Annotated in this window: 23 protein-coding genes; 9 read left to right on the plus strand and 14 right to left on the minus strand. The window is 68.2% G+C overall.

The genetic code is table 11. The annotated features are described in order from the left end of the window. The first annotated feature begins 16 nt into the window (after positions 1 to 16). Entirely contained in the window at positions 17 to 190 is a 174-nt protein-coding gene (locus tag ACYZGB_RS05430) for a LiaI-LiaF-like domain-containing protein (protein ID WP_171012331.1), read from the plus strand. 31 nt (positions 191 to 221) lie between these two features. On the opposite strand, the gene ACYZGB_RS05435 is transcribed toward ACYZGB_RS05430, so the two are convergent. Then, positions 222 to 662, minus strand: a complete 441-nt coding sequence (locus ACYZGB_RS05435; protein ID WP_462387199.1) for a group III truncated hemoglobin — start codon at positions 660 to 662, stop codon at positions 222 to 224. Beyond that, positions 659 to 1429, minus strand: a complete 771-nt coding sequence (gene ytfE / locus ACYZGB_RS05440) for an iron-sulfur cluster repair protein YtfE (protein ID WP_462387200.1) — start codon at positions 1427 to 1429, stop codon at positions 659 to 661. Before ytfE ends, ACYZGB_RS05435 begins: the two co-directional genes overlap by 4 nt. Positions 1430 to 1521: 92 nt before the next feature. Here ytfE and ACYZGB_RS05445 point away from each other — a divergent pair, with 92 nt between their 5' ends. Beyond that, positions 1522 to 2052, plus strand: a complete 531-nt coding sequence (locus ACYZGB_RS05445; RefSeq protein ID WP_462387201.1) for an RrF2 family transcriptional regulator — start codon at positions 1522 to 1524, stop codon at positions 2050 to 2052. Between the two features lie 40 nt (positions 2053 to 2092). On the opposite strand, the gene ACYZGB_RS05450 is transcribed toward ACYZGB_RS05445, so the two are convergent. From ACYZGB_RS05450 to mfd, 9 genes are all read right to left on the minus strand, one after another. Further along, positions 2093 to 3127, minus strand: coding sequence for a helix-turn-helix transcriptional regulator (locus ACYZGB_RS05450; protein ID WP_462387203.1), 1035 nt, complete (start codon positions 3125 to 3127; stop codon positions 2093 to 2095). Positions 3128 to 3156: 29 nt separating this feature from the next. Then, the gene (locus ACYZGB_RS05455) at positions 3157 to 5268 is read right to left on the minus strand and encodes a xanthine dehydrogenase family protein molybdopterin-binding subunit (protein ID WP_462387204.1); all 2112 of its coding nucleotides are present in this window, start codon (positions 5266 to 5268) and stop codon (positions 3157 to 3159) included. Further along, positions 5265 to 5729 carry a (2Fe-2S)-binding protein gene (locus ACYZGB_RS05460; RefSeq protein WP_462387205.1) on the minus strand — a complete coding sequence of 155 codons (465 nt, stop codon included), beginning with the start codon at positions 5727 to 5729 and terminating at the stop codon, positions 5265 to 5267. Before ACYZGB_RS05460 ends, ACYZGB_RS05455 begins: the two co-directional genes overlap by 4 nt. Before the next feature lie 166 nt (positions 5730 to 5895). After that, positions 5896 to 6480 carry a redoxin domain-containing protein gene (locus ACYZGB_RS05465; protein WP_462387206.1) on the minus strand — a complete coding sequence of 195 codons (585 nt, stop codon included), beginning with the start codon at positions 6478 to 6480 and terminating at the stop codon, positions 5896 to 5898. Positions 6481 to 6509: 29 nt separating this feature from the next. Continuing rightward, positions 6510 to 7223 (minus strand): phosphoserine phosphatase SerB, encoded by a 714-nt coding sequence (serB, locus tag ACYZGB_RS05470; protein ID WP_094287681.1) that lies wholly within the window; start codon positions 7221 to 7223, stop codon positions 6510 to 6512. A gap of 131 nt (positions 7224 to 7354) precedes the next feature. Next, positions 7355 to 7549, minus strand: coding sequence for a DUF3149 domain-containing protein (locus tag ACYZGB_RS05475; protein ID WP_462387207.1), 195 nt, complete (start codon positions 7547 to 7549; stop codon positions 7355 to 7357). Between the two features lie 192 nt (positions 7550 to 7741). After that, the gene (locus tag ACYZGB_RS05480) at positions 7742 to 8527 is read right to left on the minus strand and encodes an alpha/beta hydrolase (protein WP_462387208.1); all 786 of its coding nucleotides are present in this window, start codon (positions 8525 to 8527) and stop codon (positions 7742 to 7744) included. Next, positions 8511 to 9146, minus strand: a complete 636-nt coding sequence (locus ACYZGB_RS05485; protein WP_462387209.1) for a hypothetical protein — start codon at positions 9144 to 9146, stop codon at positions 8511 to 8513. The genes ACYZGB_RS05480 and ACYZGB_RS05485 overlap by 17 nt, the downstream gene beginning before the upstream one ends. A gap of 82 nt (positions 9147 to 9228) precedes the next feature. Beyond that, positions 9229 to 12705, minus strand: coding sequence for a transcription-repair coupling factor (gene mfd, locus ACYZGB_RS05490; RefSeq protein ID WP_462387210.1), 3477 nt, complete (start codon positions 12703 to 12705; stop codon positions 9229 to 9231). A 226-nt stretch (positions 12706 to 12931) separates the two neighbouring features. Between mfd and ACYZGB_RS05495 the strand changes: the two genes are divergently transcribed. The 3 genes from ACYZGB_RS05495 to ispF are packed head-to-tail and all read left to right on the plus strand — an operon-like array spanning position 12932 to position 16333. After that, positions 12932 to 14860 (plus strand): DUF4253 domain-containing protein, encoded by a 1929-nt coding sequence (locus ACYZGB_RS05495; RefSeq protein WP_462387211.1) that lies wholly within the window; start codon positions 12932 to 12934, stop codon positions 14858 to 14860. A gap of 54 nt (positions 14861 to 14914) precedes the next feature. Beyond that, positions 14915 to 15820 (plus strand): IspD/TarI family cytidylyltransferase, encoded by a 906-nt coding sequence (locus ACYZGB_RS05500; protein ID WP_462387212.1) that lies wholly within the window; start codon positions 14915 to 14917, stop codon positions 15818 to 15820. A 33-nt stretch (positions 15821 to 15853) separates the two neighbouring features. Continuing rightward, positions 15854 to 16333 carry a 2-C-methyl-D-erythritol 2,4-cyclodiphosphate synthase gene (ispF, locus tag ACYZGB_RS05505; RefSeq protein ID WP_462387213.1) on the plus strand — a complete coding sequence of 160 codons (480 nt, stop codon included), beginning with the start codon at positions 15854 to 15856 and terminating at the stop codon, positions 16331 to 16333. Between the two features lie 4 nt (positions 16334 to 16337). Here ispF and ACYZGB_RS05510 read toward each other — a convergent pair whose 3' ends face one another. Next, positions 16338 to 16994 carry a pyridoxamine 5'-phosphate oxidase family protein gene (locus tag ACYZGB_RS05510; RefSeq protein WP_462387214.1) on the minus strand — a complete coding sequence of 219 codons (657 nt, stop codon included), beginning with the start codon at positions 16992 to 16994 and terminating at the stop codon, positions 16338 to 16340. A gap of 106 nt (positions 16995 to 17100) precedes the next feature. Here ACYZGB_RS05510 and pdxR point away from each other — a divergent pair, with 106 nt between their 5' ends. Further along, positions 17101 to 18570, plus strand: a complete 1470-nt coding sequence (gene pdxR, locus ACYZGB_RS05515; protein WP_462387216.1) for a MocR-like pyridoxine biosynthesis transcription factor PdxR — start codon at positions 17101 to 17103, stop codon at positions 18568 to 18570. 265 nt (positions 18571 to 18835) lie between these two features. Here the strand turns inward: pdxR and ACYZGB_RS05520 are convergent, their stop codons facing one another. Continuing rightward, the gene (locus ACYZGB_RS05520; RefSeq protein ID WP_462387218.1) at positions 18836 to 19873 is read right to left on the minus strand and encodes a LacI family DNA-binding transcriptional regulator; all 1038 of its coding nucleotides are present in this window, start codon (positions 19871 to 19873) and stop codon (positions 18836 to 18838) included. Positions 19874 to 20097: 224 nt separating this feature from the next. Between ACYZGB_RS05520 and kdgD the strand changes: the two genes are divergently transcribed. The 3 genes from kdgD to gudD all read left to right on the plus strand — a co-directional run bounded on the left by kdgD (position 20098) and on the right by gudD (position 23485). After that, positions 20098 to 21009, plus strand: a complete 912-nt coding sequence (gene kdgD / locus ACYZGB_RS05525) for a 5-dehydro-4-deoxyglucarate dehydratase (RefSeq protein WP_462387220.1) — start codon at positions 20098 to 20100, stop codon at positions 21007 to 21009. A gap of 131 nt (positions 21010 to 21140) precedes the next feature. Next, complete coding sequence (locus ACYZGB_RS05530) at positions 21141 to 22079, plus strand: Bug family tripartite tricarboxylate transporter substrate binding protein (RefSeq protein WP_462387334.1); 939 nt, start codon at positions 21141 to 21143, stop codon at positions 22077 to 22079. Between the two features lie 50 nt (positions 22080 to 22129). Beyond that, positions 22130 to 23485: a glucarate dehydratase gene (gudD, locus tag ACYZGB_RS05535; RefSeq protein WP_462387222.1), complete on the plus strand. Its 1356-nt coding sequence runs from the start codon at positions 22130 to 22132 to the stop codon at positions 23483 to 23485. 110 nt (positions 23486 to 23595) lie between these two features. On the opposite strand, the gene ACYZGB_RS05540 is transcribed toward gudD, so the two are convergent. Then, positions 23596 to 24132: a PadR family transcriptional regulator gene (locus tag ACYZGB_RS05540; RefSeq protein WP_462387224.1), complete on the minus strand. Its 537-nt coding sequence runs from the start codon at positions 24130 to 24132 to the stop codon at positions 23596 to 23598. Positions 24133 to 24236 lie beyond the last annotated feature (104 nt).

Below are 24236 nucleotides of genomic sequence, written 5' to 3' on the forward strand. Positions count from 1 at the left end.
CCCTGAGGGAATGCACATGAAGGGCCATATCGCTGCGATCGTCCTGGTCGTTTTGGGCGTGTTTTTTCTGCTGACCAATCTGGGGCTGATCAGCATCAGTCTGCGCGAGCTGCTGCGGGTGTGGTGGCCGGTGGCGCTGATTGCGGTGGGCCTGGCGCTGTTCTTCACGCCTGGCGACAAGAAGAAGTAACTGGCCCCGGCACAACAGGCCGGACCCTGACTCAATCCCCGCCGTGCTCGCTGCGCGGCGGCACAAACGCCGGGTCGCTGCCAAAGTAGCCCCGGAACAGATTGCGCGCAATGCCGTGTGCCGCTACCTGCAGGTCGTGCGCCACCTCGGGGGCAAACAGGCCGCTGGTGTGGCGCTGCCACAGTCCCACCCAGGCGGCAAAGTGAGCGGGCGTCACGCCCTCCAGCGCCATGTGCTTGCCAAATACGTCGCCCTTGAAGCTGCGTGTGCCCAGTGCCACCGTGCTCCAGAAGTCCACCAGCCGCTGCAGGTGGGCGTCCCACTGGCCGTGCAGGGCCTTTTCAAACACGGGCCCCAGCAGCGGGTCCTGGCGCACATCGCCATAAAAACCATGCACCAGCCGCGTGATGCTCTCCACGCTGGGTGGTGCGTGTGCCCCAAGACCCTCGGGTGAAGTGGTTTGCAGGTTCATGCCTGCAGTGTGCCCCCGCCGCTGCAGGCGCAGCCTGACGGACCGCAACCTTGCGACGAAGGGGTTGTGCTGGCTTCGAAAGCCGGAAACAGCACGTTGTTTTCCAGGTGGATGTGGTTGATGAGGTCATCGCCCAACTGGGCGATACCTGCATACAGCGCGCGCCAGGTATTGCAGGCGCCTTGGGGGGGCGTGGCGTCGTTGGTCAGGGCGTTGAGCTTGTCCAGCGCTTCGCCGTGGTCCACGTGTTCGGCGCGCATCATGCCGATGGGCTGGCCCACAAAGGGGTTGCCGCCGCTCTTGAGCATGGGGAACAGCACCTGCTCTTCCTTGAGCATGTGCGAGAGCAGCTCTTCGTGCATGGTTTCCAGGTGGTCGGCCAGTCCGGCGGGCACATGGGGGTTGTCGCGGTGCACGGCCTCCACGCGGCGGGCCATGCGGATCAGCTCGGGCAGCTGCTGGCGGTGCACCTCGTGGTAGCGGACCAGGATGTGGTCGATGAGCGCGCTGGGCGATGCGGCTTCGGGCACGGCGTCGCTGCGTTGCAGGGCCGCCAGCTCGGCCAGCACGGCGTTCGCGTCCAGCCCCTTGTCGGTAGCCGCCTTTGCCAGGCTCACTTGGCCGCCGCAGCAAAAGTCGAGCTTGAGCCGCCGGAACACCGCCGTGGCGCCGGGCAGTTGCACCGCGATCTGGCCGATCTGCTGGTCGGCACTGAGCGGGGTGGGGTGGGCGGGAGCAGCATCCAGGCGGTCAACGCGGGCGTTCATGGCGGGTCCTTTTAAAGATTCATTTGATGTGAATATTTTATTCAATAAAATTCGTCCTGCATACCTCTTTAACTTGACCTGCGGCAAAACCCATGCGCCTGACCCAATGGACCGACTACACGCTGCGCGTGCTCATGTACTGCGCAGCCGCCGAGGGCCGCGAGCAGCCGGTGACCATCACGGAGGTGGCCGAGGGCTACGGCATCTCGCGCAGCCACCTGATGAAAATCGTGCAGCAACTGGCCGCCCAGGGGCTGCTGGAGACCACGCGCGGGCGGGGCGGCGGCATGCGGCTGATGGTGCCTGCGTCGGCCATCAACATCGGCGCCGCGGTGCGAGCGACCGAGACCGACTTCAACCTGGTGGAGTGTTTTGACCCCGGCACCAACCAGTGCCGCCTGAGCAGCCACTGCCGCCTCAAGGGCGTGCTGTGGCAGGCCATGCAGGCCTACCTGGCGGTGCTGGACAGCGTGACGCTGGCCGACCTGATGGCCCCGGCCGCTGCGGGTGGGGCGGCTGCACGGGCCTTGCTGCCCACGGTGGCACTGCCCCAGAGCGGCGGCGCCATGCGCAGGAGCGCACCCGTGGCCGGATTGCCATCCAAAACCGAAAACATTGAGTAAAAATGGCCGTTTGCGCGCGTTGTGTATCGAATTTGCGCTATCAAATTGATGGTAAATTCGGCCCAGGTGCACCCACACATCCAAATGCCTGCCGGTAGCGCGCCGGGGTCAGGCCCACATGGCGCGCAAATTCGCGTGTGAAGTGGGGCTGGTCGGCAAAGCCGCACGCAAACCCGATTTCTGCGAGGCCATGCGGGCTCTCCAGCAGCCACTGCGCCGCCACCCGCGCACGTGCCTCGGTCACGATGTGGCGGCAGCTCAGGCCGCGTTCGGTCAGCGCCCGCTGCAGGCTGCGGCGGGCCAGGCCCGTGTGCTGGGCCAGTGCATCCACCGTGTGCTGCGCTGCCGGGTCCTGCAGCACATGGCGCGCCAGCTGGTGCGCCAGCGGTGGCCAGGGCAGGGCTTCGCACAGGCGGGTGGCGGGCTGGGGCTGCAAGGCGGGGGTTGTGGGTGCGTTGCCGTCGTGATGTTCCCAATGCAAGGTCCAATGGCCTAGCAACCTTCGCGCGGCCAGCGGTGCCAGTTGCGCGTGCAGTTCGGCCGGGGTGGCGACAGGGGCTTCCATCCGCAGGTTCACGCGGTGGCCTGCGGCCTCGGGCGCGCCGATCTCCACCCGCAACCCGCGCACGCCCAGGGCCTTGCTGGCACCCACCAGCACACCCAGCACGGCCAGGCTTTCGGTGGGATGGGGTTCTTCCGGCACACCGGGGCGCGCGTGGTGGCGCAGTGCCAGCGTGCCCGGGGCGCTGGCGGTGACGCTGACCTGGTGGCGCGAATGCACATACCGCTCCAGCCGCTGCCAGCGCGCCATCAGCTCGGGCGGGCTGCTTGCCCCCAGCAGCGCGCGGTGCACCGGGTCGCCCGCCAGCAGGTCCACCCGCTGGGCCAGCTGCAGCAGTGTGCCCAGGCCGCCCTGGTGCAACACGGCTTCGACCACGCTGCGTTTGTAGGCCAGGGGCACGTGGCTCGCGGCCAGCCCGTCGGCACCCGGTGGGGGCGGTGGCGGCACCAGCCCGTGCGCAGCCATGGCGCGCACCAGCAGGCGGACCATGGCGGCGCTGGCAAAGTCTTGCATGGGCGGATTGTGCCGTTGGTGCTACCCCGCTAAGCCCGCGTGGACAAGGCTTGCAGCACATCCGCGCTGCGCACCGGCAAGCGGGCAAAACGCACGCCGGTGGCGTCGCGCAGCGCGTTGGCGATCGCTCCGGCCCCGGCCACCATGGCGGTTTCTCCGGCACCGGTGGGCGGCGCGCTGCTGTCGATCAGGTGCACATGCAGCGGCGGAATGTCGCCCATGCGTGGCAGCGGGTAGTCGGCAAAGCTGGCCGCTGCCACGCCCGAGCGGGCCACGGGCAGCTGCTCGTGCAGCACCATGCCCAGGCACCACACGAGGTTGCCCTCGGTCTGCGCGCGCACGCCGTCGGGCTGCAGCACCAGGCCGCAGTCGTGCGCGCACCACAGCGCCGTTACGCGTACCTGGCCGGTGGCGCGCTGCACCTCCACATCGGCCACGGCGGCGGCGTAGCTCACGCCCTTGTAGATGCCGCCTGCGATGCCGCGCCCGCGCAAGGTGCTGGCGTCGCTGGCGGGGCGCTCTGGCCAGCGGGCCTCGGTGGCGGCACTGCGCAGCACCTGGGCCAGGCGTGCATCGGTGGTGTGCTGCAGGCGCCAGTCCAATGGGTCTGCCTCTGCGCGGCGCGCGCATTCGTCCATGGCGCTTTCCACCACCAGGGTGTTGGGCCCCGCGCCCAGGCCACGCCAGGGGCCTGTGTGCAAGGGCAGGCGCTGGGCGGTGAACTCGATGCGCTGCTGGGGCACGTCGTATGGCATCTGCGCGCCGCGCGCCACGCCGCTGTCGCCCGCCAGGTCGGCCAGGGTCTGCATCCACACCGGCATGGCGGCGGGTGTGAACAGGATGTGGCTGCTGGCCAGCGCGTGCCACCAGTGGGTGATGCGCCCGCCCTGCACGCGCGCCCGCACGCGGTGGCTGGAGGGCGGGCGCTGGAAGCCCTGGGCGAACTCCTGCGCGCGGCTCCATTGCACCTTGACGGGCGCCCCCACAGCCTGGGCGAGCACGGCGGCTTCCAGCTCCACCGTGCACAGCGTGCGGCCGCCAAAACCACCGCCGATGCGGCAGGCCTGCACCTCGATGCGTTCTGCCCCCAGGCTGAACTGGCGTGCGAGCACGTCGCGCATGTAGAACAGGTCTTGGGTGCCCGCCCATACTTTCAGGGCGATGCCTTCTTTGCCTGCGTCGGCCAGCCAGTGCGCCGTGGCGCTGCGCGGCTCGATGGGCGCGTGGGCGGCCAGGGGCACGTCCATGCGCAGGTCCAGCGTCCATGCTGTGTCTGTGGGCAGCTCGTCATTGCGCAGGCGGTGCTGCAGCGCGCCCCGGCGCAGGTGGGTGTCGATGTCGATGCGCTCGTCGATGGCGGCCTGCTCGAATGCGCTGCCATCTTCCACCTGCCATTGCACGGCCAGCGCGGCCTCGATGCGGTCGAGCGCCGAGGGCGTGCGCGCCACGATGCCCAGGCCCAGGCTGCCCATCTGCGCGAGGCGCGGGTGCTGCACCACGGCCACGCAGGCCGGGTCGGCGCGGGCGGCCTTCTCATTCCACGCCTGTGGGCGCGAGGTGATTTCGGCCGACACCGGTGCGCGCAGCACGCGGCCATAGAGCAGGCCGGGCAGGCGCGTGTCGCCCGCAAACAGCGGCTGGCCGGTGACGAGGGCGTGCAGCTGGCCCGGTGCCGCAGGCGTTGTTTTGGCCGCCCCGGTGCGCGGTTGCAGGCTGCGCAGCGCATTGGCCGGGATGTCACGCGCGGCCAACGTGCCCGTGGTCTGGCCTTGGGCCAGGGCCTCGCGCAGCGTGGCGCAGGCGCGGGCCAGGGGCAGGGCAAAGTCCTGCACGCTGGCGCTGCCCACGGTGGCGCGCACGCGGGCGATGTGGCGGGTGCTGGGCAGTTGCAGGTGTACTTGTGCAGGCGGCACGCCCAGCTCGGCAGCGGCCAGGCCCTGCATGGCGGCGCTGATCTGCTGGCCCATTTCGGCGCTGGGCAGCCACAGGGTGTAGCGGCCGTTTTCGTGCCGTATCCAGCCCAGCGCGTCGTCGGCGGTGGAAGTGGGGCGCTTGGGGATCACCGGCACCAGGCTGCAGCCCGTCAGCGTGACGGTGAGTACCCCGGCGCCTGCCGCTGCCAAAAACTGGCGGCGCTTCATGGCTTCGCACCTTCAGCAGCCTGGTGGATGGCCGCGCGCACCCGGTGCTGGGTGCCGCAGCGGCACAGGTGGGCCGACATGGCGGCGTCGATCTGCGCATCGCTCGGGCGGGGCGTGGCGCGCAGCAAGGCCACGGCGCCCATGATCTGGCCGCTCTGGCAGTAGCCGCACTGGGGCACGCGCAAGTTCAGCCAGGCCTGTTGCACGGGGTGCAGCGTGCCGTCGGGTGCCGCCAGGCCTTCGATGGTGGTGATGGAGCGCCCTTGCAGCCCGCGCGCCGTCTGCAGGCAGGCGCGTTGCGCCTGGCCGTCGATGAGGACGGTGCAGGCGCCACATTGGCCCATGCCGCAGCCAAAGCGGGTGCCCGTCATACCCAGGGGCTCGCGCAGCAGCCAGAGCAGGGGTTCGTCCTCCCAGCCGGGGGGCACCGGCTGGGCTTGTTGGTTCAGGGTGATGTGCATGGGGCCTCCGTGGGTGTGACGGGGCCAGTGTGCAAAGGACGGGGGGAGCGCGTCTTGAAGATTTGCGCCAGACGCAGCGCGGGGCGCATCAGGGCATAGGGCGCCCGGTGGAGTAAAAAATAGTGGTCAAAATGGCCGTCTGCGCGCGTCCATCAAGCGCAAGCAGCTATTGTTTTGGAAGCAATGCTTTCCACTGCGGCATGGTCTGCGTCCACCACAGCCGCAGGCGCATGGCCCATTCGGGCGTGTAGCCCGAGGTGGCAAACCGCACCTGGCCGTGCGCGTCGATCACCACCAGCGCGGGCACGGAACGCACGCCCCAGCTGCGCGACAGGGTGGCCTGCGGGTCCACCGCCGTGGGCCACGGCATGCCGCGCTGGCGTTGCACCTGGGCCACCCGCTCGGCGTTGCCCGACTGCATGGCCACGCCCAGCAGGGGCCAGTCGGAGGAGAGGCTGGTGATGCTGGGCTCTTCGAGCTTGCAGACTGCACACCATTCGGCCCAGAAGTGCACGGCCACGGCCTGGCCGGGGTGCTGGGCACGCCACTGGGCCAGGGTGGTGGGGGCGGTGGCGCCAGCGCTGGGGGCCATCACCAACGCCGCATCGGGCGCAGGGCCTTGGGGCAGGTTGCGCGTGCGCCAGGTGTCCACCGCCACGATGGCGATCCAGGCGAGTACAAGGGTGACCATGTGCTGCTTCCAGCCCTTGCGCAGGGACTGCGCAGCGCGGGTGATGCGGGCTTTCAGCATGAATGGGTGAAGGGAGATACCGCGGGGGATCAGCGCAGCACTTCCAGCAGCCGGTCCAGCCCGCCCTGGTTGATGGCCACCTTGGCCTGCGCGCGCACGGCGGGCTTGGCGTGGTAGGCCACCGACAGGCCGGCCGCGCCCATCATGGGCAGGTCATTGGCGCCGTCGCCCACCGCAATCGCCTGCTGGGGCGAGATGCCCATGAGCGAAGCCACTTCCAGCAGCGTGCGGCGCTTTTCGGCGCCGTCGCAGATGTCGCCCCAGGCCTGGTCCACCATGCGGCCGGTGAGTTGGCCATCTTGCACTTCGAGCATATTGGAGCGCGCAAAGTCGATGCCCAGGCCCGCCTTCACGCGGTCGGCAAAAAAGGTGAAACCGCCCGAGACCAGCAGCGTCGTCAGGCCTGCAGCCTTGGCGGCGGTGATCAGCTCCTTGGCGCCAGGGTTGAAGCGCAGGCGCTCGGTGAACACCTGTTCCATGTGCTGCACCGTCACGCCCTTGAGCAGGGCCACGCGCTGGCGCAGGCTCTCTTTGTAATCGGTGATCACGCCCTGCATGGCCGCTTCGGTGATGGCGGCCACCTCGGCCTTGCGGCCTGCGGCGTCGGCGATTTCGTCCACACACTCGATGTTGATGAGGGTGGAGTCCATGTCAAAAGCGATGAGCTTGTAGCTCGACAGGGACAGCGGGGGCGTGATGCCCTGGATGACGAGGCCGGGGGCGAATTCGGTAGCGTGGGTCATGGCGCAGACGACGGGGTTTTTGTGTGGGGGAGAACAGAACCCGCAATGGTATCGCCCCGCCTCATGCCCCTTCCGTCTGCGCCTGTTGCCATGCCACCGTGGTTGCGGGCGCCCTGCGCAGCGCCGCTGCTTCAGCGCGACGGCGGTGGGCCCTTGATGCTGCCGCTGCCAGCCCTTGCGCGGCCCGCAGGGTTGGGTGTGGGCGGCTCGTTCATCTTGACCAGGAACATGCGCAGGAAAAACGCGGCCATGCACAGCATGAACCCGATGCCAATGATGCTCATCAGGCCGTAGTCGGTAGAGAAAAGATCGTTCAGCAACTTCATGGTGGGGCACTCCTTGTGGTGGGTGTGGCATCCACTATCGCGCTGCGGTGGGCAACGCCCCTTGCGCTGTATCAAGCATCAGTTGCAGTGCTGACGCAGTCGCTGCCAGTGCTCAGATGGAAGGAGGATTGACGACGCGTGTGCAGCCGTCAGGTGTGGACCGGTGCAGGGGCGGCCGTGGGGCCGCAAGGCTCAATCCCGTTCTGCCGCAGCCAGCAAGGCGGCGATGCGCTGCAGCAGCGCCAGGGCCGCCACGGGCTGCGTCTGCAGCCACGCGTGCAGGGCATGGCCCACGCCAGGCAACTGGACCACGTCCACGCTGCGCGCGGCCTTGGCGGCCTGGCCGTAGCCCTGGATGACGGTGGGCGGGATCACCGCATCCTCCGCGCCCCACACCAGAAGCAATCGGCCGCGAAAGCGCCGCAATGCTGCCCAGGCAAGGGCATCGGCGAAGTCCGTGGTGGCGCGCAAGGTCTGCTGAAAAGCTGGGCCAAAGGGCTGGTGCTCTGCCGCCGGCGTGTAGGCCGCTGGGCAGAACAGCACCAGGGCGCGTGGCTGCAGCGTATCCAGCAGCTGGCAGGCCGTGTGGCCGCCCATGCTGGAGGCCATCAGGGCCAAGGGCGGGCATGCGGTCCCCAGGCCCAGGTGGGCTGCCACAGCCAGCGCCTGAGCCTGGCGGTCTGCCAGGCTGGAGCCCAGCAGGCTGCCGCCCGTGGTGCCGTGGCCTACGAAGTCGAAGGCTGCGCCGGTCCAGCCTTGGGTGGCCAGGGGCTGGAGCAGGTAGTCCACGCGCCGGTGGTTGGTGGCCGCACCGCCGCCATGCAGAGACAGCAGGCGCGGCACCGCTGCGGCCATGTGACCCCAGGTGCTGCCATGCAGTTGGCGGGCGCCGTGGGCCATGGCAAAAGGCGTGCGCACGGCGACGGGTGCGCTGTGCACTGCGGCCTCTGGGGTGGCGGAGTCAGGGCTGTCGGCCATGCAGGTACAGCCGGTCCGACCAGGTGGCCAGCCACTCGGGCTTGAAGGCCACAAAAATCGCCGCGAGCATGCCGGTGACAAAGCCGTCGCCCCATGCCATCAGCCAGCGCGCCACCAGCGACAGCTCATCGCCCACGCCGGGCAGCAGGTGGCCGCTCCACTGCGACAGGACACCCGCCGCAAACACGCAGACCACCGTGCCCAGAAACGCACGGCCCAGCACATAGACAAAAGGCCTGGTGCCGGTGTAGCGCCGCAGCAGCGCACCCAGGCCCAGCGCCAGCGTGGCGCCCAGCGCGTCGGCCCAGGCCAGCGCGGGCGAGATCACGCTGGCCGCCGTGCCCACGGCGATGAGCACCGGGATCGCCAGAGGCCAGCCCAGCATGAGCACCACCAGGCAGGCACCCGACCACTGCAGCTGCAGCGGCATGGCGTGCAGTGTGGGCAGGGCCCACAGCCAGGGCAGGAAGACCAGCGTGGCGAGCAGTGGCGTCCACAGCGCAGAGGGCTCGGCATGGCTTTTGTGCGCCAGCGGCTTGCGGTTGGCCAGCATGCGCCAGGGCCGCGCAGCCAGGGCGGCAGCCAGGGCCACAAGGAGGAGGATGCCTTCAAGCCACATGACCGTCTTTTGCTATCCTATTAATAGCTATTGAGGCATGATGGACGCGCGGCAGAGGCCAATTTTTCTCAAAATTGAACACTCATGCGGCCACCACCGGCTGCCCCAGCGACCGCAGGATGTCCCGCACCATCTGCGCGCGGTCTTTCGGCTCCTTCAGCTCGCGCTCGATGCGCAGCTTTTCGTTGCCCGCCAGCTTGATGTGCTTGTTCTTCTGGATCAACTCGATGATGCGCATCGGGTCGATGGGCGGCTGGGGCTTGAAGGTGATGTTGATGACGCCCGGAGCGGCATCCACCTTCACCACGCCGTAGGGCTGGCTCAGCACGCGCAGGCGGTGCACGTCGATCAGGGTCTGGGCCTGCGGCGGCAGTTTGCCGAAGCGGTCCACGATCTCTTCGAGCAGGCCGTCGATCTGGTCGGGCGTCTTGGCGGTGGCCAGCTTCTTGTAGAACGACAGGCGCAGGTGCACGTCGCCGCAGTAGTCGTCGGGCAGCAGGGCGGGGGCGTGCAGGTTGATGTCGGTGGTGACCGACAGGGGCGAGAGCAGGTCGGGTTCTTTGCCTGCCTTGAGCGCCTTGACAGCCTCGTTCAGCATCTCGTTGTAGAGCTGGAAGCCCACTTCGAGCATGTTGCCGCTCTGGTTCTCGCCCAGCACCTCGCCGGCGCCGCGGATCTCCAGGTCGTGCATGGCCAAGTAGAAGCCGCTGCCCAGCTCCTCCATCTGCTGGATGGCATCGAGGCGCTGGGCGGCGTGCTTGGTCAGGCCCTCGGTGTCGGGCACCATGAGGTAGGCATACGCCTGGTGGTGGCTGCGGCCCACGCGGCCGCGCAGCTGGTGCAGCTGCGCCAGGCCGAACTTGTCGGCGCGGCTCATGATGATGGTGTTGGCCGTGGGCACGTCGATGCCGGTCTCGATGATGGTCGAGCACAGCAGGATGTTGTAGCGCTGCGCCACGAAGTCGCGCATCACGCGCTCCAGCTCGCGCTCGGGCATCTGGCCATGGGCCACGGCGATGCGGGCCTCGGGCAGTATCTCTTCGAGCTTCTGGCGGCGGTTCTCGATCGTCTCCACCTCGTTGTGCAAAAAGTAGACCTGCCCGCCGCGCTTCAATTCGCGCAGCACCGCCTCGCGGATCACGCCCGTGCCTTCGTTGCGTACAAAGGTCTTGATCGCCAGGCGCCGCTGCGGCGCGGTGGCGATGACCGACAGGTCGCGCAGGCCTTCGAGTGCCATGCCCAGCGTGCGCGGGATGGGCGTGGCAGTGAGGGTGAGCACGTCCACCTCGGCGCGCAGGGCCTTCATCTGCTCCTTGTGGCGCACGCCGAAGCGGTGCTCCTCGTCGATGATCAAAAGGCCCAGGTTGTGGAACTTGGTGGACTCAGACAGCAGCTTGTGCGTGCCGACCACGATGTCCACCGTGCCGTCGCCGATGCCCTTGATGGCCGAGGTGATCTCCTTGCCGGAACGGAAACGCGAGACCTCGGCCACCTTCACCGGCCACTTGCTGAACCGGTCCACCAGGGTCTGGTAGTGCTGCTCGGCCAAGAGCGTGGTGGGCGCGAGGAAGGCCACCTGCTTGCCGCCTGTGACGGCCACGAAGGCCGCGCGCAGCGCCACCTCGGTCTTGCCGAAGCCCACGTCGCCGCAGACCAGGCGGTCCATGGGGCGCGGGCTGATCATGTCCTGGATCACGGCGTGGATGGCGGCGTTCTGGTCGGCCGTCTCCTCGAAGCCGAAGTCGTTGGCAAAGGTTTCGTAGTCCTGCGGGCTGTAGCGGAAGGCATGGCCCTCGCGCGCGGCGCGGCGGGCGTAGATGTTGAGCAGCTCGGCCGCGCTGTCGCGCACCTGTTCGGCGGCCTTGCGCTTGGCCTTTTCCCACTGGCCGCTGCCCAGCTTGTGCAGCGGCGCCTCGTCGGCGCTCACGCCGGTGTAGCGGCTGATGAGCTGCAGCTGACTCACGGGCACATACAGCACCGCCTTGTCGGCGTATTCGAGGTGCAAGAACTCCTGCATGGCGGGCGTGCCGTCGGGGTTCTTGTTGCCCACGTCCATGTTGACCAGGCCGCGGTAGCGCCCGATGCCGTGCTGGCTGTGCACTACCGGGTCGCCCACGTTCAGCTCGGCCAGGTCCTTGATCAGCGCCTCGACATCGCTCACCTGCTCCTGCTTCTTGCGCCGGCGCGTGGTGGGGCCGGCGGCAAACAGCTCGGTCTCGGTGACGAAGTCGATGCCGTCCTCGACCCAGCTGAAGCCCACCGTGAGGCCGGCGGTGGCGATGCCCACCTTTTCCTCGGCCGTGCCCTGGAACTCGGCCAGCGAGTCGAAAGTCGGCGGGTTCACCCCGCTGGCGCGCAGAAAGTCGAGCAGGCTCTCGCGCCGGCCATCGCTCTCGGCCAGCAGCAGCACGCGGTGCTGGGTGTTGCGGATGTGGGCGTGCAGGCGGGCCAGCGGGTCTTCGGCGCCACGCACTACCGACAGGTCGCCCAGCTTCTGGAAGTGCGGGTTGTCGGCAATGTCCTCCACACCGGGGCGGATGGACAGCTGGGCATGCTCCTTGGCGCGCGTGTAGAACTGGTCTGCCGAGAGGAACAGCTCCTCGGGCGGCAGCACCGGGCGCTCGGGGTCGCCCTGCACCAGGCGAAAGCGGTCCTTCGTGTCCTGCCAAAAGCGCTGGAAAGCCGGCTCCAGGTCGCCATGCAGCACCACCGTGGCTTCTGACCCGAGGTAGTCGAACACCGTCGCTGTGTCATCGAAAAACAGCGGCAGGTAGTACTCGATGCCGGCCGTGGCCACGCCCGCGCCCATGTCCTTGTAAATGCGGCTCTTGGTCGGGTCACCCTCCAGCATCTCGCGCCAGCGGCTCCTGAACTTGGCGCGCGCGTCGTCGTCCATGGGGAACTCGCGGCCGGGCAGCAGGCGCACCTCGGGCACGGGGTACAGGCTGCGCTGGCTGTCGGGGTCGAACGTGCGGATGCTGTCTATCTCGTCGTCGAACAGGTCCACCCGGTACGGCACCAGCGAGCCCATGGGGAACAGGTCGATCAGCCCGCCACGCACCGCGTATTCGCCGGGGCTGACCACCTGCGACACGTGGCTGTAGCCCGCCAGCGTGAGCTGCGCCTTGAACTTGGCCTCGTCGAGCTTTTGCTTGACCTTGAAGTGGAAGGTGTACCCCGCTAGGAAGGACGGCGGCGCCAGCCGGTACAGCGCCGTGGTGGCGGGCACCAGCACCACGTCCGCACCGGTGTCCTTGTCCTTCTGGCTGATGCGCCACAGCGTGGCCAGCCGCTCGCTGATCAGGTCCTGGTGCGGGGAGAAGGTGTCGTAGGGCAGCGTTTCCCAGTCCGGGAACAGCGCACAGCGCAGGCCAGGTGCAAAGAAGGCCATTTCCTCGATGAGGCGCTGCGCGTCGGTGGCATCGGCCGTGACGATGGCGGTGGTGCGGCCTGCCGCCTTGTCACGTTCGGCCAGGCGGGCCAGCAGCAGCGAATCGGCGCTGCCCACGGGGCGGGGCAGGGTGAAGCGTTTTCCGGGGGAGAGTTTGGGCAGTTCCATGCGGACGGAGTCGGTCGTCTGGGCCACCGCATCCCCAGGGGCGCGATGCGCGCACGGGCTGGATGGGGGCAACGGGGCATTTTAGGTGTTGCAAGCCATCTGTACCGGGGCGTGTGGCAAGTGCCGCACCACTGGTCGCCCGTGGCCTGTCGTCTGTCGTCTGTCGGCCGGTGCCCATGGCCGTCTGCTGGCACCCTAAACTCCCGCGCCAGGAGGAGGACACCCCTTGAGCACCACACTGACCACCGAGCACCTGCAGGCCCGCCGCCTGGACCGTGCCCTGGACGAACTGCTGGCCAACGCGCGGCGGGCCGCCGTGGCCGGTCACGCGCGCGAGGCCCTGGTCGCGTTGGGCCTTTTGTTGCAGCCTGAGGGCGCTTGGCGCCTCCCTGCACATGGCGCGCTGGTGACCGAGGCGCAGCGGCTGTGGCCCCTGGTGGCCCTGCTGGCCGGACAGGGTTGCCCGGCGGTGGGCGAGCAGCAGGCGATGGACGCCGTGCAACTGGCTGAGTGGGCCGAAGAACAGGCCGGACAACTGCTGCAGTCCCTGGCCCTGCCGGGCCGCCAGCAGCAGGTGCCTGCGGGCGAAGGCTGGTCGCCCGACTTCCTGGCTACCCTGGTGCAGCGCCAGGGGGCGGCAGGCGCGCCGCAGCCACACCGGGCCTTTGGCAGCTTTTGCATCGATGCGGAACTGGTGCTCAAGGCGCGTGTTGCCCGGCAGTGGGGTGTGTTGCACGCCATGGGCGACGAGCTGCCCACGGCCGACGACCTGATTGCCCTGGGCCTGCCCGAGGGCGAGGTGGCCGCCATGCTGGCGCAGATGCAGTCGGCCGGGCACATCGACGTGGCGCCTGCGGCCGAGGCCACGGATACTCTGGCCATTGCGCGCGCTATGGCGGGCTACCTGCGCGCCACGGGCTTTGCCGGTGGCTACCTGGTGCACAACATCTGGCAAGCCGCCTGGCTGCTGCTGGCGCACGAGGGGCGTGATGGCGATGCCGCCGACGTGGCAGCCGTCTGGCTGGCCCACGATGCGCCGACCGCTGCCACGGGGCTGCTCGATCTGGCCGTGGTGCCCGCCACCGCGCGCCTGCTGCGCGCGGGCCACCTGGCGCAGGTTGTGGGCGTGGAAAAAGCGGCCGTTGTTGGCTGGCTCGCCGCCCTGGGCACGCGCTCCGTGTCCGGGCCTGCCAATCCCGCGCTGCCAGCAGAGATTGCCGCCACCCCCACGGAATCGCACGAAGCCTGGCATGCCCGCCTGCAGGGCACGCCGCTGGCGGGGCTGGACTGGCTGGTGCTGCCAGTGCCCGGCCACGCTGGCGCGGACAGCGGTGAGATCGCCTGGGCCGCGCAGGTGCCTGTGGGCGAGCGCCAGGCCCTGTGGCAGGCAGCGAGGGCACTGGTGGAGCGCGGCAGCGGCCGCTGGCCCGTGGTGACCACGCTGTGGTCCGGGAGCACCGAGGCACCGGATGCCGATGCCCTGGCGAAAGACCTGTTCATGCGCTTCCCCTACGAGCAGGGGGCCGCGCGCGACGATGTATCGCCGCGCTCCTTCATCGCGACCGCGCGCAGCTTGGACCCCGAAGACCTGCTGGCCGAACTGGCCGGGTCTTTCTACCCGTTGGACGAAGAAGACCAGCTGGAGGTCTGGCGCAGCGAACTCGTGTCGGCGGGGGCTTCTGCCGATGCCGCAGGCTTCGACGCTGTCTGGGCCGACTGCGCGGGCGACCGCCTGCGCTTCGAGCACTGGCTGGCCACGCTCGAAGCCTCCCACGGCGCTGCTGACCCCGAGTGCGGCCGACAGGAGCGCTTCGACCCCGACAACGCCTGGCTGGTGCTGCTGCCCACGCCTCACAGCGAAGAGGCGCTGGCCTATCTGCACTGGTACGGCATGGAGCGCGGCCCCGCCGACGGTTTCATCGCGCTGCTGCGCCGCTGGCGCGAGCAGCACGGCGCCGAGCTGTGGGCCCACCATGGCACCATGCTCGAATTCGTGGTGGGCCAGCCGCCTGGGGATTTCGACACCGCCCTGGCCCTGGCGCGCGAACATGACCTGGCCGCGCCCTGCACTCTGGCACTGCCCGGCATCGCCTTGCGCCATCACGCGCTGGGGCTGGTGGGGCATGGCACCTGGTTCCTGCACGAACGGCCTTGAAGGCTGGCGGTGGAAGGGGAGTAAGGGGCTAAGGCCTCCTAAAATGCGCCTCTCATGACCATCGACCCGCTGCTGCAACCCTCGCTCGCTGCCCCCCATGCGCCCACATCGGCGCCAGGGCGTTTGTGGGCGCTGGTGCCCTGTGCGGGCGTGGGCTCGCGGGCCGTGGCTGTACCGCCTGCCGCACCCGCAGGCAGCACGGTGTCGGCCTTTGGCGCGCTGGCCGCAGCCGCAGGCGAGCCTGCGCCGCCACCCCTTCCCAAGCAGTACCACCTGGTGGCGGGCCACCCCATGGTCATGCACACGCTGGCTGCGTTTGCCGGTGTGGCCCGGCTGGCGGGCACGCTGGTGGCAGTGGCGCCGGGAGACCAGTTCCTGGACGCCCATGCCCACCCCTCGTTTTTTGTTGCCCACTGCGGCGGGCCCACGCGCGCAGCCACGGTGCAGGGCGGGATCAAAACCCTGCTGGAGCGAGGCGCTGACCGCGACGACTGGGTGCTGGTGCACGATGCCGCGCGTTGCCTGGTCACGGCCGAGCAGATCGACCGGCTCATCGATGCCTGTGTGCACGACTCTGTGGGTGGCCTGCTGGCCCACCAGCTGGCCGACACACTCAAGACCTCCATCGACGGGCCGGGCGGCGTGCGCGTGGCTTCCACCGTGGACCGCAGCAACAAATGGCTGGCGCAGACACCGCAGATGTTCCGCATCGGCCCGCTGCAGGACGCGCTGGCCAAGGTGGGCACCAACGTAACCGACGAGGCCAGCGCCATGGAGGCCATGGGCCTGCACCCGCGCCTGGTGCCCGGCGGCGCGCAGAACTTCAAGGTGACCTACCCCGACGACTTTGCGCTGGCTGAGGCCGTGCTGGCCCAGCGCGGTTACGGCACCACGCTGGCCCGTTTTGGCGGCGAGCGTGGCTACGGCGCCAGCGAGACGGGGCGCAAGACGATTTTCTAATCCACCCCGGACGGGGGCGAGGCAAAGGAACACATGAATTTCAGGATTGGTGAAGGCTGGGACACGCACGCCCTTGTACCTGGGCGCGCTCTGGTGATCGGCGGCGTTCACATTCCCCACTCGATGGGCCTGCTCGGCCACTCGGATGCCGATGTGCTGCTGCACGCGATCACCGACGCCGTTCTGGGCGCGGCCGGGCTGGGCGACATCGGCCGGCACTTCCCCGACACCGATGCGCAGTTTCGCGGCGCCGATTCGGCCGTGCTGCTGGCCGAGGCCGCGCGCCGCGTGCGCGCTGCGGGCTGGCGCGTAGGCAATGTGGACAGCACCGTGGTGGCGCAGGCGCCGCGCCTGGCCGCGCACATTCCGGGCATGCGCGAGTGCATTGCCAAGGCCCTGCAGGTGGAGCCTGACCAGGTGAATGTGAAGGCCAAGACGGCCGAGCGCCTGGGGCCCGTGGGCCAGGGCCTGGCCATGGAAGCGCGCGCAGTGGCGCTGATCTACAAGGCCTAAGCCTTCAGGCGGTCTGCGCAGCCCAGGCTGCTACATATCCGGGCACGGGTGTGGTGTTCAGTCGGTCAGCCACAGGTGCACCGCGCACCTGCACCAGGGGAAGTACGCCTGTCCACACGGGGTGTTGCATATCTTCGGCATCGTCCACCGGCGGGCCGCTGCGCACCTTGCAGGCGGCTTCATCAAGGGAAATGCGCAGCACGGTGGTGGCGGCGAATTCCTTGTCATTGCTCGCGCGGATCTCGGCCTGGCGGCCCACGGCCAAGTGGTCCATGAGGGCAGCCAGTGCGGCGTGCTTGTCGGCCACGGGCTCGAAGCGGCCATAGATCATGGCCGAGCGGTAGTTCATCGAATGGTTGAAGGCCGAGCGCGCCAGCACCAGGCCGTCGAGGTGGGTGATGGTGACGCAGGCCTGCGCACCCTGGCCCAGCCACTTGACCATGCGACCGCCATTGGAGCCATGGATGTACAGGTGCTCGCCCTCGCGCCAGCAGGCCGTGGGGATGTTGTGTGTGCCCTTGTCGTCGGCAAAGGCCACATGGCACAGGTAGGCTGCGTCGATGATGGCGTGCAGCGTGGCGCGGTCGTAGCGGGCGTTTTCGGCCACGCGGCGGACGCGGGTGCGGTCGGTCGGGGGCAGGGCGGTGGCGTTGTCGTTCACGGGGCGTGTTTCCGATGGGAAAGTGGATGAAGGGGCGCAATGTAGATCCTGTGTGGTGCCAAAATAAGACCCACAACGTGACTATTTTTTAGGGCCACAGATCGCCATGGATTTTCAGCTGCTGTTCGGCGCCTTCAAGGCGCAGCCTGCACATGCGCACTGGCCGCAGCAGCGCCAGCTGCACGAGTGCTTGCGCAACGGCATCCGCAGTGGCAACCTGGCCAGCGGCATCCGCCTGCCTGCCAGCCGCACGCTGGCGGCCGAGCTGGGCGTGGCGCGCAACAGTGTGTTGTACGCCTACGAGCAGCTCGCCACCGAGGGCTTCATCACGGCCACCCGGCGCGGCAGTGTGGTGGCGCCTCTGGCAGAGCGGCTGGTGGCGGGCTCCGCCCCCGTGCCGCCGGTTCCTGCGGGACGTGCGAGCCTGTCGCGACGCGCTCAGAACATGCCGCTGCTGCCGGGATCGGAAACGGCCGCCGCATTCGCACCCGGTGTACCCGCGCTGGGCGACTTCCCGGTGCTGCGCTGGCGGCGCATGCTGGACAAAGCCTGGGCATCACTCACGCCTGCACACCTCAACTATGCCGACCCGACGGGCGAGCCCGCGCTGCGCGAGGCCATCGCTGGCCACCTGCGCGTGGCGCGCGGTGCGTTGGTGGACGCCGCGCAGGTCTTCATCACCGACGGCACGCAGGGCAGCCTAGACCTGTGTGCCCGCTCCTTTGCCGACGCGGGCGACAAGGTGTGGATAGAGAACCCGGGGTACCAGGGCGCGGTGGCGGCCTTTCGCGCTGCGCAACTCAAGGCCGTGGGCATTGTGGTGGACGCCAACGGCATGGCCCCCACGGCCAGCGACTGGCTGCGCCAGCGGCCCCGGCTGATCTACACCACGCCGTCGCACCAGTACCCGGTGGGCAGTGTGATGAGCCTTGCGCGGCGCTTGGCGCTGATTGATGGCGCGCGCCAGGCGGGCGCGCTGGTGGTCGAGGACGACTATGACAGCGAGTTCCGCCACGATGGACCGCCCCTGGCCTGCATGCAGGGCTTGGCGCCCGATGCGCCCGTGGTCTACCTGGGCACCTTCAGCAAGACAATGTTCCCCGGCCTGCGCATCGGCTTCATGGTGGTACCCATGGCCCTGGCACCCGCGCTGGCCCTGCTGCTGGACCGCGCCGCCCCGCGCGGGCGCACGGCCGACCAGCGCGCGCTGGCCGAGTTCATCGTGAGCGGACAGTTCGCCCTGCACCTGCGGCGTATGCGCCGCCTGTATCGCCAGCGGCGCGATGCGCTGGTGGCCGCGCTGGCGCAGCACTTGGGCGATGTGGCTACCGTACACGGCGGCACGGCGGGCATGCACCTGGCCCTGCGCCTGCACGACGCGGCTGCCGACGATGTGGCGCTGAGCACGCGCCTCATGGCGCAGCACGGCATCATGGCCCCGGCCTTGAGCCTGCACGCCGTGGGCTTGCGCGTCCAGCCCTGGCGCGGCTTTCTGCTGGGCTATGCGCAGGTGCCGGTGGATGCGATGGAGCCGTTGGTAATGAAGCTCGCTGCCGTGGTGCGTGGCGGTGCCTAGGGCGTGTCATCCATCAATACCCCCACGCGAAAGCCATCCAGGCCGTGCAGTGCTAGGCGCCCTGAGTGCCGTGTAGCTTGGCTACACAAATGAATGGCAACGACGCAATGCGCGGCCTGGATGACTTTCCCTTCGGGCTGGCTGCGCAATGCGGCGTCTGCTTTGTCGGGTGGCTTGCCAATAGCCCGCTATTGGCTGCGCCCCCCTTCGCGCATCCATCCACATTGCGCGGCTAGCGCGTGGGGGTATTGATGGATGACACGCCCTAGGCGCTGTCCCTCTCGATAATGGAAAAGCCGATGTCCACTACCGGCTCAGCCACGGGCTGGCCCTCGGCGCGGTCGGCAATCAGCTGCGCTGCCGTATGGCCCATCCGGGTGCCATCGATGCGCACGGTGGAGAGGCTGGGGCTCACGGTCTGCGCGAAGTCGATGTCGCCAAAGCCCATCACCGCGAGCTGATCGGGCACGGCGATGCCGCGCACGCGCGCCTCGGTCAGCACGCCCAGTGCGAGCATGTCGGAGCTGCAGAACACTGCATCGATGTCGGGCGTATCGGCTAGCAGGGCAACCAATCCCTCGCGACCATCGGCGTGGGTGGTGGGCGATTTGCCCAGCCGCACTGCAGGCGCGCGCAGCCCCAGGCGCAGGGCGGCGGCTTCAAAGCCGCGTGCGCGGCGGGCCGCGCGCTCGTCGCCGCCACTGAGCAGCGCCAGGCGCCGCCGCCCTTTGTCAAACAGGTGCTTGCACACGGCAGCACCCAGCTCTTCATGCCGCAGGCCCACCAGCATGTCGATGGGGGTGTCGGTGAAGTCCCAGGTCTCGACGATGGGAATGCCCGAGGCGGTGAGCAGGCGCCGCCCCTCTGGCGAGTGCATGACGCCTGTGAGCACGATGCCATCGGGCCGCCGCCCGACGATGGCGCGCAGCAACTCGTCCTCGCGCGAACGCGCGTAGCCCACCTGGCCCAGCATCACCTGAAAGCCCCGCAGTTCCAGAGCCTCGGTCAGCGCCTGCACCATTTCGCCAAACAAAGGGCCTGTGAGCGTGGGCACTAAAGCCGTGACCACATGGCTGCGTGCCGAACGCAGCCCGCCAGCCACGAGGTTGGGCACGTAGCCCAGTGCTGCTACCGCTTCCTGCACACGTTCCCGCGTGCGCTCAGACACCTGCTGCGGGGTGTTGATGGCGCGCGAGACAGTGATCATCGACACGCCCGCCCGCCCGGCCACTTCGCGCAGCGTGACGGCGGGGCGGTCGCGGCCAAGGAGAGGGGCAGGGTGGGCCGGGTCGGGGGCGTGCATGGTGGCGGAGTCTAAAGCGGGAAGTCGCCTGATCAATGCTGCAGGTGGTCTCGCGGTGCATCAGCGTTCATCGAAGTTAAAACCAAGGGTTTATCCTATGTTGTCTGATGATGTTAACGTTAACATTCGCTTATTCAAGCAAGGTTTTTCAAATTTCCACCGAGAAGAACCAGCTTGTACGACCTTTGGGTTTGCTTTCCACTATTCACCGCGCGCCATTCACCATGACCCCTCAAGACCTCAAAACCATCATGGGCTCCGGCCTGTTGTCCTTCCCCATCACGGACTTCGACGAGCAAGGCAACTTCCGCCCCAAGACCTACATCGAGCGCCTGGAGTGGCTCGCCCCCTACGGCGCCAGCGCCCTGTTTACCGCCGGTGGCACGGGTGAATACTTCTCCCTGTCGGGCCCCGAGTACAGCCAGGTCATCAAGACGGCCGTGGACACCTGCCGGGGCAAGGTGCCGATCATTGCCGGTGCCGGTGGCCCCACCCGCACGGCCATTGCCCATGCCCAGGAGGCCGAGCGCCTGGGCGCCCACGGCATCCTGCTGCTGCCCCACTACCTGACCGAAGCCGGCCAGGAGGGCCTGATCGAGCATGTGGCCCAGGTCTGCAACAGCGTGAAGTTCGGCGTGATCGTCTACAACCGCGACCGCACCAAGCTCACGGCCGACTCCCTGGCCATCCTGGCCGAGCGCTGCCCCAACCTGATCGGCTTCAAGGACGGGGTGGGCAACATCGAGACCATGTCCTCGATCTTCATGAAGATGGGCGACCGCTTCTCGTACCTGGGCGGCCTGCCCACGGCCGAGGTGTATGCAGCCGCCTACAAGGCGCTGGGCACACCGGTGTATTCGTCGGCCGTCTTCAACTTCATCCCCAAGACGGCGATGGAGTTCTACAAGGCGGTGGCGGCCGACGACATCGCCACGCAGCACAAACTGCTCAAGGAGTTCTTCATGCCGTATCTGGCCATCCGCAACCGGGTGGAAGGCTATGGCGTGTCCATCATCAAGGCGGGTGCGCGCATCGTGGGCCATGACGGTGGGCCGGTGCGGGCGCCGCTGACGGACCTCAAGCCCCATGAGGTGGAAGAGCTGGCTGCGCTGATCAAGAAGCTCGGCCCGCAGTAAGCCGCGCTCTTTTCTTTCTCCCTTCACCCACACCCCATCTGAGGCCCCGCAGAGGGCCATCGACCATACCTTTTGGAGACACATCCATGTTCCTTGCCAAGAAACTCCTGTTCATCGCCAGCGCTTGCAGCATGGCGTTTGCCGCATCAGCCCAGACAGGCGCCCCCACGACCTGGCCCGATAAGCCCGTGACAATCGTCGTTCCATTCCCCGCCGGTGGCTCCACCGACATGGTGGCCCGCGCCATGGCACAGCAGATGGGCGACAAGCTGGGGCAGAACTTCGTGGTGGACAACCGCCCCGGTGCCACGGGCACGCTGGGTGCTGGCGCGGTCAAGCGCGCTGCGCCCGACGGCTACACGCTGCTGGTGTCGTCGCTCGGTGCCTTCGTCGTGGCGCCGCACCTGCTCAAGAGCGTGCCGTACGACGCGCTCAAGGACTTCGACTACATCACTGTGCCCGTGCAGGCGCCCAATGTGCTGGTGGCTGCGCCGGGCCAGAAGGCCCGCACGGTGAAGGAAGTGATCGCCCAACTGAAAGCCAACCCCGGCAAGATGAGCTTTGCGAGCTCGGGCAACGGCTCGTCGGACCACCTCTCGGCCGAAGTGTTCTGGCAGCAAAGCGGCACCGAAGGCCTGCACATCCCTTACAAGGGGGGCGCGCCGGCCATCAACGACCTGCTGGGCGGGCAGGTGGAGTTCTCGTTCCAGAACGTGAACGCCGTGCTGCAGCACATCCGCGCTGGCAAGCTGCATGCGATTGCCGTCACCGGCGATAAGCGCAGCCCCGTGCTGCCCGACGTGCCCACCCTGGCCGAGGCCGGTGTGGCCGGTGCCGAGGTCTATTCGTGGCAGGGCATGGCTGCGCCCAAGGGCCTGCCGCCCGCGCTCAAGAAGAAGCTATCGGACGCCGCCATCGCCGCCATGAACGACCCTGCCGTGAAGAAGCGCATGCTCGACCAGGGCCTGGAGATCGTGGCCAGCACGCCCGAAGCCTTCACCGCCTACCAGGCACGCGAATTCGCGCGCTGGAAGACCGTCATCGAAACGCGAAAAATCACTGCTGATTGAGCCCTGCCACGGGGCGCCTTCGCACGCCCCATCCTCGTTTTCGGACCACCATGACCACCTCCACCATCCCTTCTGCCACCACTAGCACCCCCGTCATCACCGAACTGCGCGTGGTGCCCGTGGCGGGCCACGACAGCATGCTCATGAACCTGAGCGGCGCGCACGGCCCCTTCTTCACGCGCAACCTGATCATCCTGCGCGACAGCGCGGGCAACACCGGGGTGGGCGAGGTGCCCGGCGGCGAGAAGATCCGCCAGACCATCGAGGATGCGCGCCCGCTGATCGTGGGCCGACCCATCGGTCACCACAACGCCGTGCTCAACGCCATGCGCGCCCAGTTCGCCGACCGCGATGCGGGCGGGCGCGGCCTGCAGACCTTCGACCTGCGCATCACCATCCATGCCGTGACGGCGGTGGAGTCGGCCTTCTTGGACCTGCTGGGCCAGCACTTGAACGTTCCCGTGGCCGCGCTGCTGGGCGAGGGTGTGCAGCGCACCTCGGTGCAGATGCTGGGCTACCTGTTCTACTTGGGCGACCGCGAAAAGACCGACCTGGCGTACCGTACCGAGCCCGATGCCGACAACGACTGGTTCCGCCTGCGCAACGAGAAGGCCATGAACGCCGAGGGCATCGTGCGCCTGGCCGAGGCTGCGTACGAACGCTATGGCTTTGCCGACTTCAAGCTCAAGGGCGGCGTGCTGCGCGGCGAGGAAGAGGTCGAGGCCATCCGCGCGTTGCATGAGCGCTTTCCCGAAGCGCGCGTCACGCTGGACCCCAATGGCGGCTGGTTGCTGAAAGATGCGATTCGCCTCACGCGTGATCTGCACGGCGTGATGGCCTATGCCGAAGACCCTTGCGGCGCCGAAGGCGTGTTCTCGGGCCGCGAGGTGATGGCGGAGTTTCGCCGCGCCACGGGCCTGCCCACCGCCACCAACATGGTGGCCACCGACTGGCGCGAAATGGCGCACAGCCTGGCCCTGCAGTCGGTGGACATCCCGCTGGCCGACCCGCATTTCTGGACCATGGCCGGATCGGTGCGCGTGGCGCAGATGTGCCAGGCCTTCGGTCTGACCTGGGGTTCGCATTCGAACAACCACTTCGACGTGTCGCTGGCCATGTTCACGCACGTGGGCGCCGCCGCTCCCGGCCGCGTGACGGCCATCGACACGCACTGGATCTGGCAGGACGGCGAGCGCCTGACGAAGGAACCGTTCCAGATCCAAAACGGCTTCATCGAGCTGCCCAAGAAGCCCGGCCTGGGCGTGGAGCTGGACATGGACGAGGTCGAGCGGGCCCACCGCCTGTACCTGCAGCACGGCCTGGGCGCACGCGACGATGCGATTGCCATGCAGTACCTGATCCCGGGCTGGAAGTTCAACAACAAGTCGCCGTGTATGGTGCGCTGAGCATGCGCCGTCTCATGCCCCCTCGTTTCTCAGAGGGGCCGCAGCAGGGCATCCGCACATAGGCGGGTGCCCTGTTCTTTTTAGGGGCATCCCCGGCGCTGCAGTCCCGCTCAGGCTGCAGGGTCGCCCAGGATCTCCAGCGCCTCTTTTGCGATCGCCAGCGACAACTGCTCCTGCAGGAGGCCGGCCTTGAGCACCAGGTGCTGCAGACGGCGTTCGCGGCTCGGCTCCTTGCCAATGAAGTCGCGTTGCTCGATGCGCTGGTAAACATCCAGCTTTGCCTGGTGCATGGCTTGGCGCCTGGCAATTTCCTGTGCCAGCCCGGCGGGGCCGATGGCTGCTTCGGCGCGCAAGCGCACCATGAGCTCATCGCGCAAGGGCGTGGGGTCCTGCTGCTCGGCGATCCAGCGGCGCAGCTCCTTGCGGCCTGCAGGCAGCAGGCGGAACTGGCGCTTGCGGCCGCGGCCCGTCTCTGCGGGAAGGGCCTCGATCCAGCGCGCTTCCTCCAGCCGCGCCAGCTCACGGTAGATCTGCTGGTGCGTGGCGTGCCAGAAATAGCCGATGGACTTGTCGAAGCGCTCGGCAAGCTCCGAGCCCGAGCAGGGGTGTTCGACCAGGGCGGTGAGAAGGGCGTGGGGCAGGGACATCGGAAGAAGAAGGGCGCGAAGGACGATTCGGAACTCGCCATCTTGCCTGAATCGGGTGCACAGTCCAATGTTTGTGCAACCAGTTGCATAAATGCGGGATGCTG

The organism is Acidovorax sp. Q11, from assembly GCF_054950075.1.